Raw genomic sequence first — 18,940 nt, forward strand, 5'->3', positions numbered from 1 at the left:
GATGCATATTAGGGCTGGTCCGCCAATATTTTGACGGCATCTTCGGGATAAACGGGGATGCGTCCTTCGGTCAGCAATCCCATCACCTGGCCGGCGCAGTGGTCGGGCTCCAGATGCGGCGTGCGCTGCCGGACCGCTCCGTTACGCTTCTTCTCCACCTGGTCATAATGATCGGACAGCAGGTTCAACCACTTGTCGATCACGGCAAGGGAGTCGAGAATTTCCCCGTAGCCTTCGCTGACAAAGAAGTGGGAATTCACTTCTTCCTGTCCCGGGATAGGCTCATAGAACAGCATCGGAATTCCCTTGGCGGCTCCTTCCGTGCATGTCATCCCGCCGGGCTTCGTAATGAGAAGATCGGACACGTCCATCAGTTTATGTATATCGTCCCGATAACCGAGAACATGGATGTTGGGATGTTGGAAGATCGGATCTTCGCGCATGCTGGCAACCAGCTTATCGTTCTGTCCCATACAGAAGACCAGCTGGATATCATCGGCCCTGGCGGCCAGCTTGCTGAGCAGCTCCTTGTTGAATACGAGGCCCCATCCGCCTCCCATGATCAGCACGGTGGGCATGTTCTTTAATTCAAGCTCGGCCTGCAGCGCCATCCGGCTGCCTCTTTCCCAGAACTTCGGATGCACCGGAATGCCGGTCACATGGATGAATTCAGGCTCAATCTCCCGCAGCATAAGCATTTTTTTTACAAGAGGCGTCGATACGAGATATTCATCCACTTCCGGATTAACCCAGGTGCCGTGCGCATCATAGTCGGTAATCAGCGTATAAAGCGGAACATCAAGCCCCTGGCGCTTCAGACGGGAGACCACGGCGTTGGGAAACGGGTGGGTGCATATGATCAGATCCGGTTTCAGCTCCTCGATGACCCGCTGGGCCTGCGCATAGAAAATCCGATGCAGCGCGAGCCGCGCCAGACGGTTTAACGATTTCTTATATTGCGAACGGTACAGCATGCCAACAAGGCGCGGCCGGGTGCTGACGGTTTTTCGATAAGCGGACAAGATCAACGGCCCCACGGTGGGATTCAAAAAATTGCCAAGTTCAATGACGCGGCAGTGGATGCGGGGATTCATCCGCTGTATACCTTCAGCCAACGCATACGCCGCTTGCGTATGTCCTGTGCCGAAACCCTCTGAGAAGAGGAGCACTCTTGTATATCGCATGGTTTCACCTACTTCTTTCTCCCTCTATCTTACAAAACAGGAATCATTTTTTGAAGAGCGGCGCGAAAAAAAAGAGTATGCATCCTAAGTATACGCGCAAAAGGGAAAAGCATTTCAATTATTTTACCGGCGGACTTTTTCTTTCATTAGACGTTATGATAAGATTTGAACCCTGCATCCGCATTTTCAAAAAAATTTAACGAAAGATATTGCAACGCATCCGATAATCTGGTAAAGTGATTTTTGACCGAATGACCAGAATTGTATTTTGGTCATTTTCGAAAGAAAAGGCCAATCATTAGAAGATCGTAGAAGGAGGGGTAAGCATGCCAGCTGTGGACCGACGGAAGCAGGTGCTAGATGCTGCCTCCAAGTCGTTTGCTTTGTTCGGATACAAAGCGACGACCATGGAACAGGTGGCGAAGATTGCAAATGTTGGGAAAGGCACGATCTACACGTTTTTCACGAATAAGGATGAGCTGTTCGACGAGATCCTGCTATCGGCCATCATGGAGATGAAGCGACTGGCCGAACGGGAGATACGGAAGGACAGGGATTTCTTTGACAATCTCTACCGGGTGCTGGATGCGCTGCTTGAATTCCGAAGCGAGCATGAGCTGTTCATCAAGCTGTCGCAGGAAGTTCGGGACATCGGCACGCCGAAGGCGCATGAGGGATTGACGAAAGTGGAGAACGGAATCGTCGGGTATCTCAAGGGAATCGTGGAGAATGCCATTTCGATCGGTGAGATCAAGCCGCTGGATGCTCAGGTGGTATCCTTTGTGATGCTGAAGCTGTACGTTGCGCTCACGACCGACTTCAATCAGCTTCACAAGCCGCTCAGCAAGGAACAGATCAAGGAATATATGATGGTGTTCTTGGCTGACGGGCTCAAAGCCTCCTCGTAAGAGGAAGATGCAATCTCCTTCGTGATGAGGAAGGCGGACTCTCTTGGCTTGAGGGATCGCCTTCCTTGCCAGGGATCGTTTTTTTTGGTCTAAACTGACCGAATGAGCATATTGGTCATTGTGTGCTGGAATGAAAATGTGATCTGCCGTAAGCGCAGATTCATGTCGGCTGGTAAGCTGCTGTATCTAGATAAAAAGAGGAGAGAGACTGGATGAAGTCATTATCTGTGTTTGTCAAAGATCTTGGCGCTGCCGTTCGGAATAAAAAAATATTGATTCCGATCATCGCGGTGCTGTTCATACCGGTCATGTACAGCGGTATGTTCCTCGGGGCCTTCTGGGACCCGTACGGAAAGATGGAGGATTTGCCCGTTGCGGTCGTCAATAACGACCAGGGCGCCGTTTTTGAAGGAAAGACGCTTCACGCCGGCGAGGATTTGGTGGCCGAGCTGAAGAAGGGAAAAGATTTTAATTGGCAGTTCGTTAACCGGAGCGAAGCTGAGCAGGGCATGCAGGATAACAAATACTACATGACCATCAGCATTCCGGAAAATTTCTCGCAGCAGGCGACAACGTTAATGGATGAACATCCGCAGCCTGCGCAAATCGTATTTGAGCCGAACGAAGGCTACAACTTCCTTGCGGCACAGATCGGCGGATCTGCCGTGAAGCAGATTCAATCCAAGGTGTCGGCGAAAGTGACGGAAGCCTACACGGAAACCCTGTTCGATCAAGTGGCCAAAGTATCTGACGGCCTAAGCGAAGCGGGGGGCGGCGCCACGAAGCTGTCCGAAGGTGCCGTGAAGCTGGACGACGGCGCGGTGAAGCTCAAAGAGAACCTGGCTAAACTCGTCAGCGGCACGCAGGAACTGCAAGACGGCATCGCGCCATTGACGGAGGGCGTGCAGGAGCTGAATCGCGGTGCCGGCAAGCTGAACGCAGGAGCGGGTACCCTCGCCTCCGGCTTGGATCAGCTTAAGGCGGCCCACAGCCAGCTGCAAGCAGGGGCTGAAGAGGCCGGCAAGGGCGGCGCCAAGCTTCAGGCGGGCATTGAATCGGCTGCAGCCGGCAGCACGGCGCTGAATGAAGGCCTGCAAGCCAACCAGGCAGGGGCGGCCCAGCTAGCCGCTGGCGCGAAGAGCGCTCATGATGGCAGCGGCAGCCTGAAGGCCGGCCTGAATCAATCGCTGGAAGCCACGGCTGCGCTGGAGCAAGGCGCAAAGGCCGTTGCGGACGGCCTGAAGCAGCTGGCCGAGGGCAATCCGGAGCTGGCGCAAAGTCCGGAGGTTCAGCAGCTGCTGGCCGCGAGCCAATCCGTTGCCTCCGGCACGAGTGAGCTGAATGCCGGTCAGAAGCAGCTGGCGCAAGGCGCAGCGGAGCTGAACCAAGGCACGCAGCAGCTGCAGGAAGGCGCAGGCAAGCTGAGCGCCGGCGCGAACCAGCTCGCTGACGGCGGCAAACAGCTCGCCGCGGGCGGCCAAGAGCTGCTGGCCGGCGCCAAACAGCTGAACGCCGGCCAAAACCAATTGGCCGACGGCATGAAGCTGTTCGGCACGAAGCTGAGCGAAGCGGCGGCCGGCGGCAAGGAGCTTGCCAGCGGCGCGGCCGCCCTGTCGCAGGGCACGCAGCAGCTGGCAGGCGGAGCCGGCAAGCTGGGAAGCGGCGTAACGACCCTCGCCGACGGCTCGAAACAGCTGGATTCCGGGGCTGGCGAGCTGGTCAACGGAATGAACGAATTGAAGGAAGGCAGCGGGGAGCTCGCAGGCAAGCTGAACGAGGCTGCCGACAAGACTGGCGGTATCCAAACCACCGACGAAACGGTCACGATGTTTGCCGGACCGGTACAGGTTGATGAGCATAAAGTGAACGAAGTACCGAACTACGGTACCGGATTCGCACCATACTTCCTGTCGCTCGGCTTGTTTGTCGGAGCTCTGCTCTGCACGATTATTCTGCCGATTCGCGAGGCATCGGTACCGAACGCATCGGGCTGGAACCGGTTTGTCAGCCGTACGCTGTCCTTTGCCGGCATGGGATTAATTCAAGCGCTGCTGGCTTCGGTTGTCATGCTGTACGGATTGAAGCTTGAGGTTCAGAGCGTTCCGCTCTTCTATCTCTTCTCCATCATTACCAGCTTGTCGTTCATGTTCCTGGTGCAAATGTTCGTCACATGGCTGGATCAGCCTGGACGCTTCGTTGTCATCGTCATCCTGATTCTTCAATTGACAACGAGCGCAGGCACGTTTCCGGTAGAGCTGATTCCGAACTGGATGAAGGCTTTGAATCCGCTGCTGCCGATGACCTATAGCGTAAAAGGCTACAAAGACGTCATTTCCACGGGAAGCTTCGACGGCATGTGGGCCAACGTGGGCGTACTGGCCGGATTCGGTCTGGTGTTCCTAGTGTTGACCGCCGTGTACTTCCTGGCAATCCGAAACAACAAGCAAGCAGTAGACGCCGATACAGCGGTGACTGCATAAGAAGAGCTTCTATATAATATGTAAGGAAAAGGACTTCCCCGAAGGATCGAACCGATCCAGGGGAGGTCCTTTTTTGATGAGGCGATATAACGTGGCGATCATCGACGCGATACCGGGTATGGTTGCGTCAAAGTTCATCGGCCCCCCTCAACCTGCTGCTGGAAATACTCCCGAGAACCGATCATGAAGGAGCTTCATTTTATATAGGATGGATGGTCAGGATGATCACGGCTTCACTGCCGGAGAGAGGAGTGAGCGGCCAAAGCGGAGCGATATGATAACAAATTACGAAAAAAGTGATGAAAACCGCTTGTTCGGAATGTTCTATTTGCATGTTTTTTTGCACTATTCTACATAATATTTAACTAACTTTTGTGATTACTCTCACAAAAACAATTCTTATCAAATTCATAAAAACTTTGAATTGCCTGCATTGTATGACGGTGATAAAATATATAGAACTAATTAATCTTACGTGTTAGGTAAATGTTAACCCTTGTCGCTTTTGCACAATACTGCATCGCCTCAAGACAGTGTGTCCACTGCAGGAGAGGATTGATGTCCAACCTTTACGTTTTTTCTCTTATTGATCAGCAGCATTTATTCTATAAAAAGAAAGGTTGCATCTTATGAAACATACTGATTTTCCCCAGAAACAGGGCCTCTATGATCCGCAGTTCGAAAAAGATGCTTGCGGTATGGGTTTCGTTGCCCATATCAAGGGTAAGCCATCCCATGAAATCGTCAGCAGCGCGCTGACCATGCTTGCCAATATGGAGCATCGCGGCGGTCAGGGCAGCGAGCCGAACTCCGGCGACGGTGCGGGGATCATGTTGCAGATTCCTCATTCCTTCTTTGCTGCCGAAGCGGCAAAACTGGGCTTTGAGCTTCCCGAAGCCGGACATTACGGTGCAGGCATGCTGTTCCTTTCCCATGATCCTGCCGTCCGTTCGGCGCATGAGGAGCAGTTGGCTTCGATTATTGCCGAAGAAGGCCAGACTCTGCTTGGCTTCCGCGATGTACCTACCCATGATGAAATGCTGGGCAAGTCCGCAAAAGCGGCAAAGCCGTATGTCCGCCAAGTGTTCATCGGCCGCAGCGCCGACATTCAGGATGATCTCTCGTTCGAGCGCAAGCTGTATGTCATCCGCCGCCGCGCCGAGCTGGCGATCCGTTACAGCGGCAAGCCCGAAGGCGACAGCTTCTACGTATCCAGCCTTTCCTGCCGAAAAATCGTATATAAAGGCATGTTGACGACGGAGCAGGTGGGGGAATTTTACCTGGACTTGCAGGATGAGGGTTTGGAATCGGCGATTGCGCTCATTCACTCTCGTTTCAGCACGAATACGTTCCCGAGCTGGGAGCGTGCGCATCCGTACCGTTTCATGATTCACAACGGCGAAATCAATACGCTGCGCGGAAATGTGAACTGGATGCACGCGCGCCAGTCCATGTTCGAGCATGAGCTGTTCGGAAGCGATCTGGAGAAGGTGAAACCTGTCATCAACCCGGACGGTTCCGATACCGGGATGTTCGATAATACATTTGAATTCCTGTACCTCAGCGGTCGTTCTCTGCCGCACGTGGCCATGATGATGGTTCCCGAGCCGTGGAGCAACCATGAGAGCATGGATAAGACCAAAAAAGCATTCTACGAATACCACAGCACGCTGATGGAGCCATGGGACGGACCAGCGGCGATGGCATTCACGGACGGCGTTCAGATCGGCGCCACCCTGGACCGGAACGGGCTGCGCCCATCCCGTTATTACGTAACGAAGGATGATCTGATCATTCTGTCCTCCGAAGCGGGCGTTCTGGACGTTGCGCCGGAAAATGTGCTGTACAAGGATCGCTTGCGTCCTGGACGCATGCTGCTTGTCGACACGAAGGAAGGCCGTATCATTTCCGACGAGGAAGTCAAGGCCAGCATCGCCGCTGAGCTTCCGTATTCCGAATGGCTGGATGAGCATCTGGTAGAGCTGCATGATCTTCCTGATGCGCCGGAACTTCCGGATCCGAAGCATGAGAATGTGCGTCAGCTCCAGCAAGCGTTCGGCTACACGTACGAGGAGCTGCGCAAAGTGATCGAGCCGATGGCGATCACGGGCGCGGAAGCGATCGCTTCCATGGGATATGACGCACCGCTTGCGGTGCTGTCCGACCGCCCGCAGCGGCTGTTCAACTACTTCAAGCAGATGTTCGCCCAAGTGACGAATCCGCCGATCGATGCGATCCGCGAGGAGCTGGTCACTTCGACGGCGACGACGATCGGACCGGAGCGCAATCTGCTGAAGCCGGAACCGGAGAGCTGCCGCCACATACGCCTGGATTCGCCGGTGCTGTCCAACGAAGAGTTTGCGAAGCTGCGCCATGTCCGCCGTCCTGGCTTCAAGTCCATGACGATTCCGATTTTCTTCCCGGCGGCCGAAGGAGCCGAAGGGCTTCGCAAGGCGATTGACACCCTCTGCGAAGCCGCGGACCGAGTCATCGCCAAGGGGCATAACATCTTAATCCTGTCCGACCGCGGCGTGGATAAGGACAATGCGGCGATTCCTTCGCTGCTAGCCGTTTCGTCGCTGCATCATCACCTGATTCGTCAGGGAACCCGGACCAAGGTGGCGATCCTGCTGGAATCCGGCGAGCCTCGCGAAGTGCATCATTACGCCCTGCTGCTTGGTTACGGCGTGAGCGCGGTCAACCCGTATCTGGCGTTCGAAACGTTGGACGACATGATACAGGAAGGCATGCTTCGCGGCATCTCGCATGAGAAGGCTGTGAAGAATTACATTAAAGCGGCAAGCAAAAGCGTCGTGAAAGTGTTGTCGAAGATGGGGATTTCCACAATTCAGTCCTATCGCGGCGCACAAATCTTTGAAGCCGTCGGCCTGAAGGAAGATTTCGTGGAGAGCTACTTCACGCGGACGCCGTCCCGCATCGGCGGCATCGGCCTGGAGGAAGTGGCCAGGGAAACGCTGGCCCATCACGAGCGTGCTTTTACCGACAAGGACGGCAACGATAAAGCGCTGGATTCAGCCGGCGAATACCAATGGAGAGCGGACGGGGAAGAGCATTTGTTCAATCCGAGAACCATCCATTTGCTGCAGCAAGCCGTCCGGACCAATGACTACGCAACTTACAAGAAATACGCCGAGCTCGTGCAGGGTGAGAATGAGCAGCATCTGACGCTGCGTGCCCTGCTCAAAATCAAGCCGGCAGGCAAACCGGTGCCGCTCGATGAGGTTGAATCCGCGGAGTCCATCATGCGCCGATTCAAAACGGGCGCGATGTCCTTCGGCTCCATCAGCAAGGAAGCGCATGAAAGCCTCGCGATCGGGATGAACCGCATCGGCGGCAAGAGCAATACGGGTGAAGGCGGAGAGGATCCGGCCCGCTTCATTCCGGATGCCAACGGCGATTCCCGCCGAAGTGCCATCAAGCAGGTGGCGTCGGGACGTTTCGGCGTCACCTCCAATTACCTGGTGAACGCGGACGAAATCCAGATCAAGATGGCGCAGGGAGCGAAGCCGGGTGAAGGCGGACAGCTGCCGGGCCGCAAGGTATACCCTTGGGTGGCCGAGGTCCGCGGTTCGACGCCGGGCGTAGGGTTGATCTCGCCGCCGCCGCATCATGATATTTACTCCATCGAGGATTTGGCGGAGCTGATCTATGATCTGAAGAATTCCAATCCACGCGCGGATATCAACGTGAAGCTCGTATCGGAAGTGGGCGTGGGCACGATTGCCGCAGGCGTTGCGAAGGGCCGCGCGGACATCATTCTGATCAGCGGCTACGATGGCGGCACGGGTGCTTCGCCGCAAGGCTCTATCCGTCATGCAGGTATGCCTTGGGAGCTTGGGCTTGCCGAGACCCATCAAACCCTCATCATGAACAATCTGCGCGACCGCGTGGTGCTGGAGACCGACGGCAAAATGCTGAACGGGCGCGATTTGGTGGTGGCGGCTCTGCTTGGAGCCGAAGAGTATGGATTCTCAACGGCACCATTGATTGCCGTCGGATGCATTATGATGCGCGTCTGCCAAATGGACACCTGCCCGGTTGGCGTAGCCACGCAGAATCCGGAGCTGCGCAAGAACTTTACGGGAGATCCGGAGCATGTCGCCAACTTTATGCGCTTTGTCGCACAAGACATGCGCGAGCTGATGGCCGAGCTTGGCTTCCGTACCATTAACGAGATGATTGGTCGTACGGATTGCCTGGATGCCGTCAAAGCGGAACATCACTGGAAGAAGAAAGGCGTGGATATTTCGGCATTGCTGTATACGCCGGAGCTTCCGGAGGGCAGCACGCGCTACCGTACCCAAAGACAGAATCATGGTCTGGAACAGACGCTGGATATGCGTTCGCTGATTAGCACCGCGGCGCCGGCATTGGAATCGGGAGCTGCGGTGAAGGGGACCTTCCCGATCACGAACGTGGACCGTGCCGTGGGAACCATCCTGGGAAGCGAAGTCACGCGCAAGTATGGTGCTGCCGGGTTGCCGGAAGACACTATTCAATTCAACTTCGTGGGTTCCGCAGGGCAGAGCTTCGGCGCATTTGTGCCGAAAGGGATGACGCTGACGGTTGAAGGGGATGCCAACGACTATATCGGTAAAGGCCTTTCCGGCGGCAAGCTGATCGTGAAGCCCTCACCTAAAGCAACCTTCAAAGCTGAGGAGAACATTATTGCGGGGAATACCGCATTCTATGGGGCTACAGGCGGAGAAGCCTATGTAAGAGGCATTGCCGGCGAGCGCTTTGCCGTACGTAATTCGGGCGCGAACATCGTCGTTGAAGGCGTCGGCGATCATGGATGCGAATATATGACCGGCGGCCGGGTGGTCGTTCTCGGGGAAACCGGACGCAACTTCGCGGCCGGGATGTCCGGCGGCATAGCCTACGTCTATGATCCTGAGGGAACCTTCGTGGATCGCTGCAATCTGGAGATGGTGCTCCTGGAACGCGTCGAGGATGGAACGGAAGCGGAAGCCCTCCACCGTCTTGTCCGGCAGCATGAGCAGTATACCGGCAGCGTGCCGGCACAGCAAATTCTGGGAGACTGGGATCAAGCGCTCAGCCGCTTTGTCCGTATCATTCCGAAGGATTACAAACGCATGCTGCTGCATATCGAGAAGGTGCAAGATCAAGGCCTGACGGGGGAAGCAGCGCTCCTCGCCGCCTTCGAGGCGAATATGAAAGAGCTGGCACGTACAGGGAACTAGTATTTCAAAACGAATTACGGGAAACCACATTGTATTCTTTAATGAATGCAATGTGGTTTTTCTTCATATATAAATAAATTACAAGGGTTTAAGCATCTTCTATGATGATGACAGGATTCACCAAAAGAAAATTCGACAAAATTAGAACCGGAAGCATAGGACAAAGGCTCCACAAGACGACAGCATCATGTGATTTCATTCGTTATAATATTGGTAAGTAAGTTGTTGAGAAGATATGCGTTATCATCGTGTTCATGCAGCAGGGATGGAGATGAAACTATAGATAAGCGAGGTAGTTGAAGAAATGAGTGTGGACAAGGAGAGAGGCTCCGGAAGCACCGAGCAGCGGCTTGACCAGCAGAAGACGAACATCGACATCAATAAGCTCATGACTCAATTGGGAATCCATCCTGATAAATGGCTGCAAATGGAGGAAGCTCATAACGATTAATACATTGGTCATTGCTAAACATGACTCTAGTGAAAATCCCCGATACCGCTATGTTGGACATAGATGAGTAACGGGGATTTCCATCTTCATGATCTGCATTATTTCATGGAGCGTTCCATGCGAACAAAAGCAATAAATCTTTTGGCTTCCTCTTCGGTTAACTTGCGGCCATCCACCGTGAGATTGAACCGCTCCAGCAAATCCTGGTCCGAAAGCTCAAGTCCGTCCACAAATGAGCGAACCTCCGGATCAAGTACCGATTTCTCCAATGTTGTTCTCCCGATCAGATAATCTATGGATACGTCAAAGAGGTCTGCCAGGCGGGTCAATGTTTCAAAATCCGGCTTGCGCCGGTTTTTTTCGTAATGGGATAGTGCAGCACGAGTAATGCCGACAGAGGTAGCGAGTTCTTCTTGAGTCCACCCGCGCTGTTCACGTAGTTCTGCAATTCGTTCTCCGTAGTTCATGCTTGGATCCCCCTTTCAATTGCTTGGCATACCTGATGGTGTGATTAGAAAAATGCGTCGATTTTATATAAAGCAGCTTAATGTACGTAAAGTCACGGTTTGGTGATGAGAGGGTCGTAAAATTACGCAACATCCTAAATTTACACACGGAAGGTAGAAAATGACGATTTTTCTATTGACTCGATACGATATGTATCGTAAAATTGGAAAATAAAACGATACAATTTGTATCTGTTATCATTTTTAGGGTGACACTTAGTATCATTTTATCCATCGATAAAATGTCCCATACCAGAATTTATAGAAATAAAGGAGAATTAAATTCCTGATGTCAACCGAAACGAAGCATCTTATTAAGGTAGGGATTAGAGTCATGGAGATTGGTCCCCTGAGCCTGCACGGCAGAAGCCACGATGTGACGCCGATCGAGCTGGGTCCGGAGAAGCTTGTTTTCCTGTGTCCCTGGGATATCCCCATGAGTCCCAAGATAAAGCTGCGTTATGAGATCGATGACATGTTTGATCATATTCAGGTTTATGGGAGGATACAGACTCAAGAGCCATTGCATGATTATCGGTTGTATCAGGTTCAAATATGTACGGATCGTGATCAAAAAGCACGGATAACGGGCATGCTTAACCGGATGATAAGCAGTCACGTGGCGTTTAGCCATGCCGTTTATCAAAATTACATATATCGTTCGCCAGGCCAATATAATAAAAAGCTAATCATACAGTAACAAACTAGATACAGACATTTTACTATATTTAAGATGCTTGGTCATTAGTTCTTTTACCTTAAATCCGCTCACTCTTATCACAGGGATCGGACTATTTTAATAGGCAGGTGAGTTAAATGGCGAGAAAATACAAAAATCCTCTGGTTACCGTCATTAACCCGAAATCTCCGGCAGCGGAATCATATCGGGGGCTAAGGACGAACATTCAATTCTCTGTTCATGACAAACAGGTTAGGGTGATCATGGTTGGCTCGGCTCAAATGAACGAAGGCAAAACAACCACAGTTAGCAACTTGGCCGTCGCCTATGCGCATGAAGGCAAAAATGTGCTGTTGATTGAAGCGGATTTGCGCAAACCTTCACTGCATCACGTATTCGGCGTATCGAATGATACCGGATTGACCAATGTCTTGGCCCAGCAGGTAGACGTTGAAGACGTCATTCGGCCGACGGCGGTTACGAATCTCTCCGTCATAACTTCCGGCTCCATTCCATACAACCCTTCCGAAATGCTAGGTTCCCACAACATGCAAATGTTAGTTCACGATCTTAAGCAACGCTACGACATGATTTTGTTTGATACCCCACCCATATTGGCAGTGAGCGATGCGCTTATTGTCAGTGCTTTATGCGATGGCGTCGTTTTGGTTGTACTGGGTGGGAAGGTGAAGAAATCCCAGGTGAGAAAAGCCAAAACTCAGCTTGAGCATGTTAAGGCCCATCTTCTTGGGGTAGTGCTTAACAATATAACGATCAGAGAAAATGAAGCAGAGCAGCTTTATTACGGTAGCAAGTGGTTGAAATGAAGAACCGCGACATTCTGGTTATGTTTCTGGATGAGTTGTACCAGGGGAGGCTTCCTTCCCTGAGTGAATCTCAATATGACAAACTGATGGAAGATATCGAATTGTTTGATATCGGGCCCCAGGTTTACTCAGAGCTTCAGCGAAAACACCTTCTTCTTCAAATCCCGGAAAACTTCCGGCGCAAATTAAGCTCTGATGCCAATACCGTACTCTTACAGAACCTTTTTATAAAAATCGAGCTCAAAAAGATCCTGCAGACCTTCGAAGCGTCCTGTATAGAAGCGATCCCTCTCAAGGGAACGCTGCTTGCAGAACGCTATTTTGGCGGTCTCGCAGCGCGCGGCACGACAGATATCGACCTGCTTGTAGGCAAGGAGGACTTACATCGAGCCGCCACGCTGTTGACGAATGCTGGATTTATTAAAGCAGCGGGCGATGCTACGCATTTTCATGAAGAATACGTCAAATCATTGGATAACGATAATTTTCCCTCGCTAACCATTGAATTGCATTGGAATATCAGCAGAGAGGATTTTACGGCTACGGATGTGTCCCGTTTGTGGGACGAAGCTTGCGTGATGAGCGATTTTAATTACATTTACGAGCTAAGCCCGTTGCACACCTTTTACCATATTTGTCTGCACGGCATGAACCATCATATGATGTCGATGAAATACTTTGTAGACATTGCAACGCTTATACATTCCCTTGATACAAGGCTGGATTACGAGAAACTGTTGGATATGGCCGCTGCGGATCGAAATCTCTCGAAGGTATGGATCGCTTTGAATCTGGTTTACAGCATGTTCCCGCATCTTCAGGCACGATGGCCGCTGCCGCTGCTTTCATACAAGTTTAAATATCCAGGATGGAATCTTGAAAAGGCGCGTAAAGTTATGCAGGGTCGCAAGGGCTTTAGTTACTCATGGTTTAGAATGATGACCGCCTTCACGGTCCATGATACTTGGAGGCAGCGCTGGTCCCAGGTAGGATTCCTTATTTGGAATTTGCCGCTGTTGTGGATAAGAAAACGTGAAATTTTCAGATAGGATATTTTTACTATTTTTTGGTTGTGATATGTAGCATTATCTAGTTGACATGATACAAATTGTATCATAAACTAATGCTCAAGAAGGAGGTGTTAAGTATGAAAAAGACCTACGAGGCTCCAAAAATTTTGGCACAGGGCAAAGTGGAGTTTGGCACGACTCGTCCCAGCAACCCGGGCGGCGGCGGAAACCCTATTTGGTAGTATTTATACATTCCTTTGTTCATCGGTCCATAAAGCGCTTCGCTGGAATTGAATTATTATAGGTGGAAGTCGAGGTTGATCATATGTATGTAGCAACGGCAATAGTCGGAAAGTCCCGGGTGTCCTTTAAAACCGAATCGAAACGGATAGCCGAATTTGTCGCCAAGCGATTTAGGGTATCCGCCATTTCTGGTCAGGATCCTCAGGCTGATTTGTATGTTCGTATTCGAGGTGGGTACGGAGAGCCATTTGATGATGGACCTGTCCAGATTTCTGTATCCGAACATCTAATTAACTTCAAACGCTGTGATTATCATATGATTTCATCCCGGGATTACAGTTCGGCGGAAATCCATGTCTATGACGAGTTTGCCCTGAAGCATGCATTAATTAATTTGTACAGCTCATGGCTAATCCATGGAGAGCGCGGACTGCTGATCCATTCCTCTTGTGTGGTTCAAGACGGCAAAGCGTGGATGTTCGCAGGCCAATCCGGTGCAGGTAAGTCGACTGTCGCTGAGCTGTCGCGTCCCCGTCCGATTTTATCTGATGAAGCTACGTTTCTGTACATAGAAGAAAACGGACGTGTAACCGTGTTTGATTCTCCATTTCGCAGCGAGATGGAGAATCCCTGTGAACTTGAGGAAGCCGAATTATTCGGCATCCATTACATTATTCAATCCCCTGAAGTGGAGCGTGTGTCCATAACGCCGTTAGATGGATTCGCGCTAATGCTGGATAAGGTGTTTTATTGGCGTCATGATCCTGAGGAAACAAGAAATATGATTGCTTTATGCAAGAAGGTCGTGCAGCAAGTACCTTCCTATCAGCTCTATTTTCAGAAAAATGATACGTTTTGGGAGAGGATTTCATGAGCCAAACACAAACAAGGCTGCTGATTAGAAACGAGCATGTTGAAAGCGAAATGATCGGAAACGAATGGATATTGCTGAATATGAAGGAGCATGTGGCAACCAAGCTGAATGAACTCGGGGGGTATATCTGGAGCATCATTCCGGAATATGGGCACATGGACGGAATCATTGAAAAAATTGCGGAGGAGTATGACATTGACCGTCATACTGCTGAGCAGGACGTAAAACCATTTATTGAAGAACTGTTGGGCAGCGGCCTTCTGACGTATGCTGGATGAGGCCAGAATCGCCAACGAATGGATGGAAAGACGCGGGGGGATCCAACTTCCCTCCTTGGGGCGCAGCATGTACCCCTTCATGGTGGAGGGGGAGCTAAGTTCTTTTGAAAAGCTCAATCATGAGGAAGCCAGAATCGGTGAAGTCTATCTCTTTGTTACAGGAGCGGGAAGCCTCGTCTGTCATCGGCTTCATGACATTCAGGGCGAAGGCAGCTTGAAACGATACATATTTAAAGGGGACACCAACATTGTCCCGGATGAGCCGGTACGGAAAGAACAAATCTTGGGACGGTTTACCGGTACTTATAAAAGGAAGGGTTGGATTCCTGCCGATCATTGGAAATTGTCGATTCTAACCTGGATAACGCTCAACATACCGCTGTGGCCAAAGATGGTAAGGCGGTATTTGTCGTTAAGAAGGCTTTAAATAGAAAGATGTGATGATATGAGGATATTACGAAAACGAGGATCGAGGATTTCGGAACGACCGGAAACGCACGGCAAAGAGACGCCTTGGTTAATATTGCACGGAGACCTGAATCGTGATGTGCGTTTTGAACCGTTGCAGCTTGTGTTTACAGCTTCCAGGCTGCAGGTGCTGGATCGGGAAGGAAGGGAATTGCTGGAGATTCCCAAGCGTAAAATGATGAACATCGGCCTGGTTGAGGTCATCGGCGGTGGTTGTCTTGTCGCTGGAACTGCGGATGGCCCGATTGAAATTTTACGATTCACGGAACCGTACCTTGAGTCCTGTCGCAAGGCTCTGCCGCAAGTCGAACAGTGGGTGGCAGATTCATCGCCGCATCGTATGGACCGGCGCGGCGATTTGGATGAAAAGAAGGGGAAATGCGACCGCTGCGGCCGGGCAAAACGGACAGCTTCCGGTTTCTGCATACGCTGCAATCCGAAATGGAGTACGGTGTCCCATCTTCTTCAGCGGAGCAGAGCCTATAGATCTTCTATCATGATGATGGGGATCATCGTAATCGTTACCGTTCTTGTATCCCTGGCTCCACCCTATGTAATCAAATGGATTATTGATGAAATATCATCGCCTGCTCGCTCGGACGGGGATTCCGCGTCATTGATATGGTTGGCCGCAATGCTCGCCGGTTTGTATATTCTGCAGGCATTGCTTCAGATGATCGAAGGTTATACGGCCATTAGGATCGGTGGACGCTTCCTTGGGGAAATTCGCAGAGATATGTTTCATGCCCTGATGAAACAATCGATGCGTTTTTTTGATAATCGGCAGGTATCTCAATATATCGGACGCATTAATCAGGATACCGATGCGCTCAAGAATTTTATGTCCCAAGGGATTGTTCATCTGACCTCTCAGTTTTTATCCGCTATTTTTATTATGGGAATGCTGTTCTATTTGGATTGGCGTTTGACCCTGATGATCCTTCTGCCGCTGCCGCCGCTTGGAATCCTTGTGATGCGTCTGTGGCCGAAAGTCCGGGACATGTGGTATGCCCAGTGGCAGTCGTCCATTCACGTTCAAAATATGGTAGGGGAGGCTCTTCAGGGAATACGAATCATAAAAGCCTTCTCCAAGGAACATGCCGAAAAAGCACGTTTTGATCAGGTCAATCAAAAATATGTTCATCGCATGATTTCAATTCAGAACTTATGGATGTTCATGACGCCGCTCCTCACGTTATTCATTTCACTGTTTGCAGCCCTCGTATGGTTTGCCGGAGGACGGAGCGTGCTGGAAGGCAGCATGACTGTCGGAACATTAAGCGCCTATGCATCGTATTTGATCATGTTCTTCGGTCCTGTCAAATGGTTGGCGCAATCCGCCAGCTGGATCAATGAGGTGCTGGGATCGGCCGAACGAATCTTTGAGGTGATTCAAACGCCTGCCGAAGTGAAGGATGACGAGAAAGCTCCGCGCTTTAACAACGTTCAAGGTGAAATCGTCTATAATCAGGTGGCTTTCGGCTATACGCAAGATCGGCGAATTCTCCAAGGGATCAACCTTCGAATAGCACCTGGCGAGATGATAGGCATCATCGGTCCGTCAGGAGCGGGGAAGTCGACCTTGATCCATCTGTTGTGCCGATTTTATGATCCGGACGAGGGAGACATCTATGTGGACGGACGAAGGCTTACCGGCATTAAGCAAGAGGAATTAAGGAAAAATATTGGGGTAGTGTTTCAGGAAACCTTCCTCTTCGATGGGACCATAGCGCAGAATATCGCTTATGGATGCCCCGAAGCCAGTACAGAGGACATCATTCAAGCGGCAAGGACCGCAAATGCGCATGACTTTATATGCCGCCTCCCTGATGGCTATGAGACAAAGGTAGGAGAGAGAGGGCATCGGTTGTCCGGAGGAGAGAGGCAGCGTATAGCCATTGCCAGAGCCGTGCTGCTCGATCCCCCGATTCTGATCTTGGATGAGGCGACCTCCTCGGTCGATATGGAGACCGAAGCTGTCATTCAGGAGGCGCTCGATACGGTGGTTCAAGGCAGAACGACTCTTGTCATTGCTCATCGGCTGTCGACTCTTCGGCGAGCGGATCGGCTTCTGGTTCTTGAAGGAGGGAGGCTAGTCGAGAGTGGAAGCCATGAAGAGCTTCTGAGACGCCAAGGGGTATATCATCGTTTGCTTCATGCAGCGCAGGCGAAAACCCCGAATGACGAATGGATACCGATGCAGGAGGTTGCTACATGATGGTAGCGAGAAGGGAAGTAGGGGCTCAGGACCAAAGTCTTCGACTCTATCGTAACGGGAGAGGTGAACTAGAGGCGGAAATGAACCGAGAGACAATCGGTAAAGTGCGCCTCGTTCTGACATTTCCGATCACGAAGCCGGAAGGGTACATTTCTGTACGCTCTGTATTGGATCAAGAGGTTCATTTTATTCTTTCGCTGGATGAACTGGATAAGAAAAGCCGGTCGGCTGCCAGGGAAGAACTGCAGCGAAGCTATTTGATACCCGAAATATTAAAAATCATGGGAATCAAGCGCCGGGGCAGGAATTGGCTATGGGAAGTGGAGACGACGTACGGCCGGATCTCATTTCGCATAGACCAGCCGCAAGAGAGCATCGATTTCCTCTCGGAGAATGATTATACAATCAAGGATACGGAGGGCAGACGATACGTCCTCCGCGATGTGGCACGTCTCGACAAACAGAGCAAGCTCTATTGGAATAAGATCAATTAGTTATAACGACTCACAAATGAGAGAATAGAGTACCAAAAAATGTAAACGCCTGCCGAATGGGGGCGTTTTTCTTTTTTGTTTCAGCCATGCATTTATATTTGTGTACGCTTACATGCCTAGAAATCATGTTAAAAGATCTGAATTTGCTTTCGATTGTGTAACAAAATGTATCGTTTGTAGGTAAATAAGACCAAATCAGTATTGACATGATACGAATTGTATCGTAAATTGAAGATGCTATATGATACAAAATGTATCTACGGAAGCACATTTGCTTATGGACGGAGGAAATTCAGTGGAACTTGAAATTAAAGAGTATGCAACCGTGTTGAAGAAAAGGCTGTGGTTAATTCTCCTCGTGGTTGCCGTGGTCTGCGTACTCGTTGGATTTTACAGTTATCGAATGGTTGAACCCCAGTACGAAGCAAGCAACAAGATGATCGTGACCAATAAGACCGAAGAAAAAAAGTCTGTCCTTAGTTCAGATGATATGGATATGGGGATGCGTCTGGTTTATACATACAAAGAAATTATCGGAACTAGCGTGATTCTGGAAAAAGTGGTTGCGCAGCACCCGGAGTTGAAGCTGACCGTGAAAGACCTGATGGATATGATGGTGGTCGATACCGTACAGGATACACCGGTCATGACGATATCCGTCAGAGATTATAGTTACGATGGCGCGCTCAAAGTCGCAACGGCTGTTGCCGACGTTTTCAAATCCGAAATATCCTCTATCATTCCCGGCGGGAACATCACCATCCTCTACGAGAATAACGCCGATCCCAGACCGGTTACTCCAAGTCCCCTGTTGTATGTTGTGATTGCTTTCGTTGTATCGCTGATGCTGTCGATAGGTTTCTGTTTCTTGCTCGAATATTTGGATGATTCCATCCGCACTGATAAAGAGGTTGAACTGGTTCTCGGGCTTCCGACACTGGCCGTCATCCAGCACTTCAGGTCAAGCGACTTCAAAGCCAGAGGCAGCTCCGTATCAAGACGCAGTCCGGTTGAACCGCCCGGTTCCGGAAAGGCCATCGTTAACGCGTCCGAATAAGCGCTGATTGTTAAAGCATACATCAGGTAATGCCTACT

15 protein-coding genes are annotated in these 18,940 nt (G+C 50.9%); 13 read left to right on the top strand and 2 right to left on the bottom strand.

Translation table 11 applies throughout. The features are described 5' to 3' along the window. Positions 1 to 8: 8 nt before the first annotated feature. Entirely contained in the window at positions 9 to 1,184 is a 1,176-nt protein-coding gene (locus BMX45_RS05745; protein ID WP_090908897.1) for an MGDG synthase family glycosyltransferase, read from the bottom strand. A gap of 326 nt (positions 1,185 to 1,510) precedes the next feature. Here BMX45_RS05745 and BMX45_RS05755 point away from each other — a divergent pair, with 326 nt between their 5' ends. The 4 genes from BMX45_RS05755 to BMX45_RS31230 all read left to right on the top strand — a co-directional run bounded on the left by BMX45_RS05755 (position 1,511) and on the right by BMX45_RS31230 (position 10,248). Beyond that, positions 1,511 to 2,092: a TetR/AcrR family transcriptional regulator gene (locus tag BMX45_RS05755; RefSeq protein WP_015737333.1), complete on the top strand. Its 582-nt coding sequence runs from the start codon at positions 1,511 to 1,513 to the stop codon at positions 2,090 to 2,092. Between the two features lie 212 nt (positions 2,093 to 2,304). Continuing rightward, positions 2,305 to 4,572: a YhgE/Pip domain-containing protein gene (locus BMX45_RS05760; protein WP_090908898.1), complete on the top strand. Its 2,268-nt coding sequence runs from the start codon at positions 2,305 to 2,307 to the stop codon at positions 4,570 to 4,572. Positions 4,573 to 5,201: 629 nt separating this feature from the next. After that, a complete protein-coding gene (gene gltB / locus BMX45_RS05765) occupies positions 5,202 to 9,797 on the top strand; it encodes a glutamate synthase large subunit (RefSeq protein ID WP_090908899.1) in 4,596 nt (1,531 codons plus the stop codon). 304 nt (positions 9,798 to 10,101) lie between these two features. Further along, the gene (locus BMX45_RS31230; protein WP_009590439.1) at positions 10,102 to 10,248 is read left to right on the top strand and encodes a hypothetical protein; all 147 of its coding nucleotides are present in this window, start codon (positions 10,102 to 10,104) and stop codon (positions 10,246 to 10,248) included. A 98-nt stretch (positions 10,249 to 10,346) separates the two neighbouring features. Here the strand turns inward: BMX45_RS31230 and BMX45_RS05770 are convergent, their stop codons facing one another. Beyond that, positions 10,347 to 10,715: a helix-turn-helix domain-containing protein gene (locus BMX45_RS05770; RefSeq protein ID WP_009590422.1), complete on the bottom strand. Its 369-nt coding sequence runs from the start codon at positions 10,713 to 10,715 to the stop codon at positions 10,347 to 10,349. 328 nt (positions 10,716 to 11,043) lie between these two features. Here BMX45_RS05770 and BMX45_RS05775 point away from each other — a divergent pair, with 328 nt between their 5' ends. The 9 genes from BMX45_RS05775 (at position 11,044) to BMX45_RS05815 (ending at position 18,902) form a co-directional block, all read left to right on the top strand. Then, the gene (locus BMX45_RS05775) at positions 11,044 to 11,454 is read left to right on the top strand and encodes a hypothetical protein (RefSeq protein ID WP_090908900.1); all 411 of its coding nucleotides are present in this window, start codon (positions 11,044 to 11,046) and stop codon (positions 11,452 to 11,454) included. 116 nt (positions 11,455 to 11,570) lie between these two features. After that, complete coding sequence (locus BMX45_RS05780; RefSeq protein WP_009590428.1) at positions 11,571 to 12,260, top strand: CpsD/CapB family tyrosine-protein kinase; 690 nt, start codon at positions 11,571 to 11,573, stop codon at positions 12,258 to 12,260. Beyond that, a complete protein-coding gene (locus BMX45_RS05785) occupies positions 12,257 to 13,309 on the top strand; it encodes a nucleotidyltransferase domain-containing protein (protein ID WP_090908901.1) in 1,053 nt (350 codons plus the stop codon). The genes BMX45_RS05780 and BMX45_RS05785 overlap by 4 nt, the downstream gene beginning before the upstream one ends. A gap of 265 nt (positions 13,310 to 13,574) precedes the next feature. Then, a complete protein-coding gene (locus BMX45_RS05790) occupies positions 13,575 to 14,387 on the top strand; it encodes a hypothetical protein (RefSeq protein ID WP_254777974.1) in 813 nt (270 codons plus the stop codon). Continuing rightward, positions 14,384 to 14,665 (top strand): PqqD family protein, encoded by a 282-nt coding sequence (locus BMX45_RS05795; RefSeq protein WP_090908903.1) that lies wholly within the window; start codon positions 14,384 to 14,386, stop codon positions 14,663 to 14,665. The genes BMX45_RS05790 and BMX45_RS05795 overlap by 4 nt, the downstream gene beginning before the upstream one ends. After that, positions 14,655 to 15,092: a signal peptidase I gene (locus BMX45_RS05800; protein ID WP_090908904.1), complete on the top strand. Its 438-nt coding sequence runs from the start codon at positions 14,655 to 14,657 to the stop codon at positions 15,090 to 15,092. Before BMX45_RS05795 ends, BMX45_RS05800 begins: the two co-directional genes overlap by 11 nt. 18 nt (positions 15,093 to 15,110) lie before the next feature. Then, positions 15,111 to 17,351: an ABC transporter ATP-binding protein gene (locus BMX45_RS05805; protein WP_254777975.1), complete on the top strand. Its 2,241-nt coding sequence runs from the start codon at positions 15,111 to 15,113 to the stop codon at positions 17,349 to 17,351. Then, positions 17,348 to 17,845 (top strand): DUF1854 domain-containing protein, encoded by a 498-nt coding sequence (locus BMX45_RS05810; RefSeq protein ID WP_090908905.1) that lies wholly within the window; start codon positions 17,348 to 17,350, stop codon positions 17,843 to 17,845. Before BMX45_RS05805 ends, BMX45_RS05810 begins: the two co-directional genes overlap by 4 nt. Positions 17,846 to 18,140: 295 nt before the next feature. Next, positions 18,141 to 18,902 (top strand): YveK family protein, encoded by a 762-nt coding sequence (locus BMX45_RS05815; RefSeq protein WP_090908906.1) that lies wholly within the window; start codon positions 18,141 to 18,143, stop codon positions 18,900 to 18,902. Positions 18,903 to 18,940: the final 38 nt, after the last annotated feature.

It is taken from the genome of Paenibacillus sp. cl141a (assembly GCF_900109305.1).
Classification (GTDB): Bacteria; Bacillota; Bacilli; order Paenibacillales; family Paenibacillaceae; genus Paenibacillus_AQ; species Paenibacillus_AQ lautus_A.

Coding starts and splice junctions, on each gene's coding strand:
- BMX45_RS05745 (WP_090908897.1), bottom strand. CDS start 1,184: ATGCGATATACAAGAGTGCTCCTCTTCTCAGAGGGTTTCGGCACAGGA.
- BMX45_RS05755 (WP_015737333.1), top strand. CDS start 1,511: ATGCCAGCTGTGGACCGACGGAAGCAGGTGCTAGATGCTGCCTCCAAG.
- BMX45_RS05760 (WP_090908898.1), top strand. CDS start 2,305: ATGAAGTCATTATCTGTGTTTGTCAAAGATCTTGGCGCTGCCGTTCGG.
- gltB (WP_090908899.1), top strand. CDS start 5,202: ATGAAACATACTGATTTTCCCCAGAAACAGGGCCTCTATGATCCGCAG.
- BMX45_RS31230 (WP_009590439.1), top strand. CDS start 10,102: ATGAGTGTGGACAAGGAGAGAGGCTCCGGAAGCACCGAGCAGCGGCTT.
- BMX45_RS05770 (WP_009590422.1), bottom strand. CDS start 10,715: ATGAACTACGGAGAACGAATTGCAGAACTACGTGAACAGCGCGGGTGG.
- BMX45_RS05775 (WP_090908900.1), top strand. CDS start 11,044: ATGTCAACCGAAACGAAGCATCTTATTAAGGTAGGGATTAGAGTCATG.
- BMX45_RS05780 (WP_009590428.1), top strand. CDS start 11,571: ATGGCGAGAAAATACAAAAATCCTCTGGTTACCGTCATTAACCCGAAA.
- BMX45_RS05785 (WP_090908901.1), top strand. CDS start 12,257: ATGAAGAACCGCGACATTCTGGTTATGTTTCTGGATGAGTTGTACCAG.
- BMX45_RS05795 (WP_090908903.1), top strand. CDS start 14,384: ATGAGCCAAACACAAACAAGGCTGCTGATTAGAAACGAGCATGTTGAA.
- BMX45_RS05800 (WP_090908904.1), top strand. CDS start 14,655: ATGCTGGATGAGGCCAGAATCGCCAACGAATGGATGGAAAGACGCGGG.
- BMX45_RS05805 (WP_254777975.1), top strand. CDS start 15,111: ATGAGGATATTACGAAAACGAGGATCGAGGATTTCGGAACGACCGGAA.
- BMX45_RS05810 (WP_090908905.1), top strand. CDS start 17,348: ATGATGGTAGCGAGAAGGGAAGTAGGGGCTCAGGACCAAAGTCTTCGA.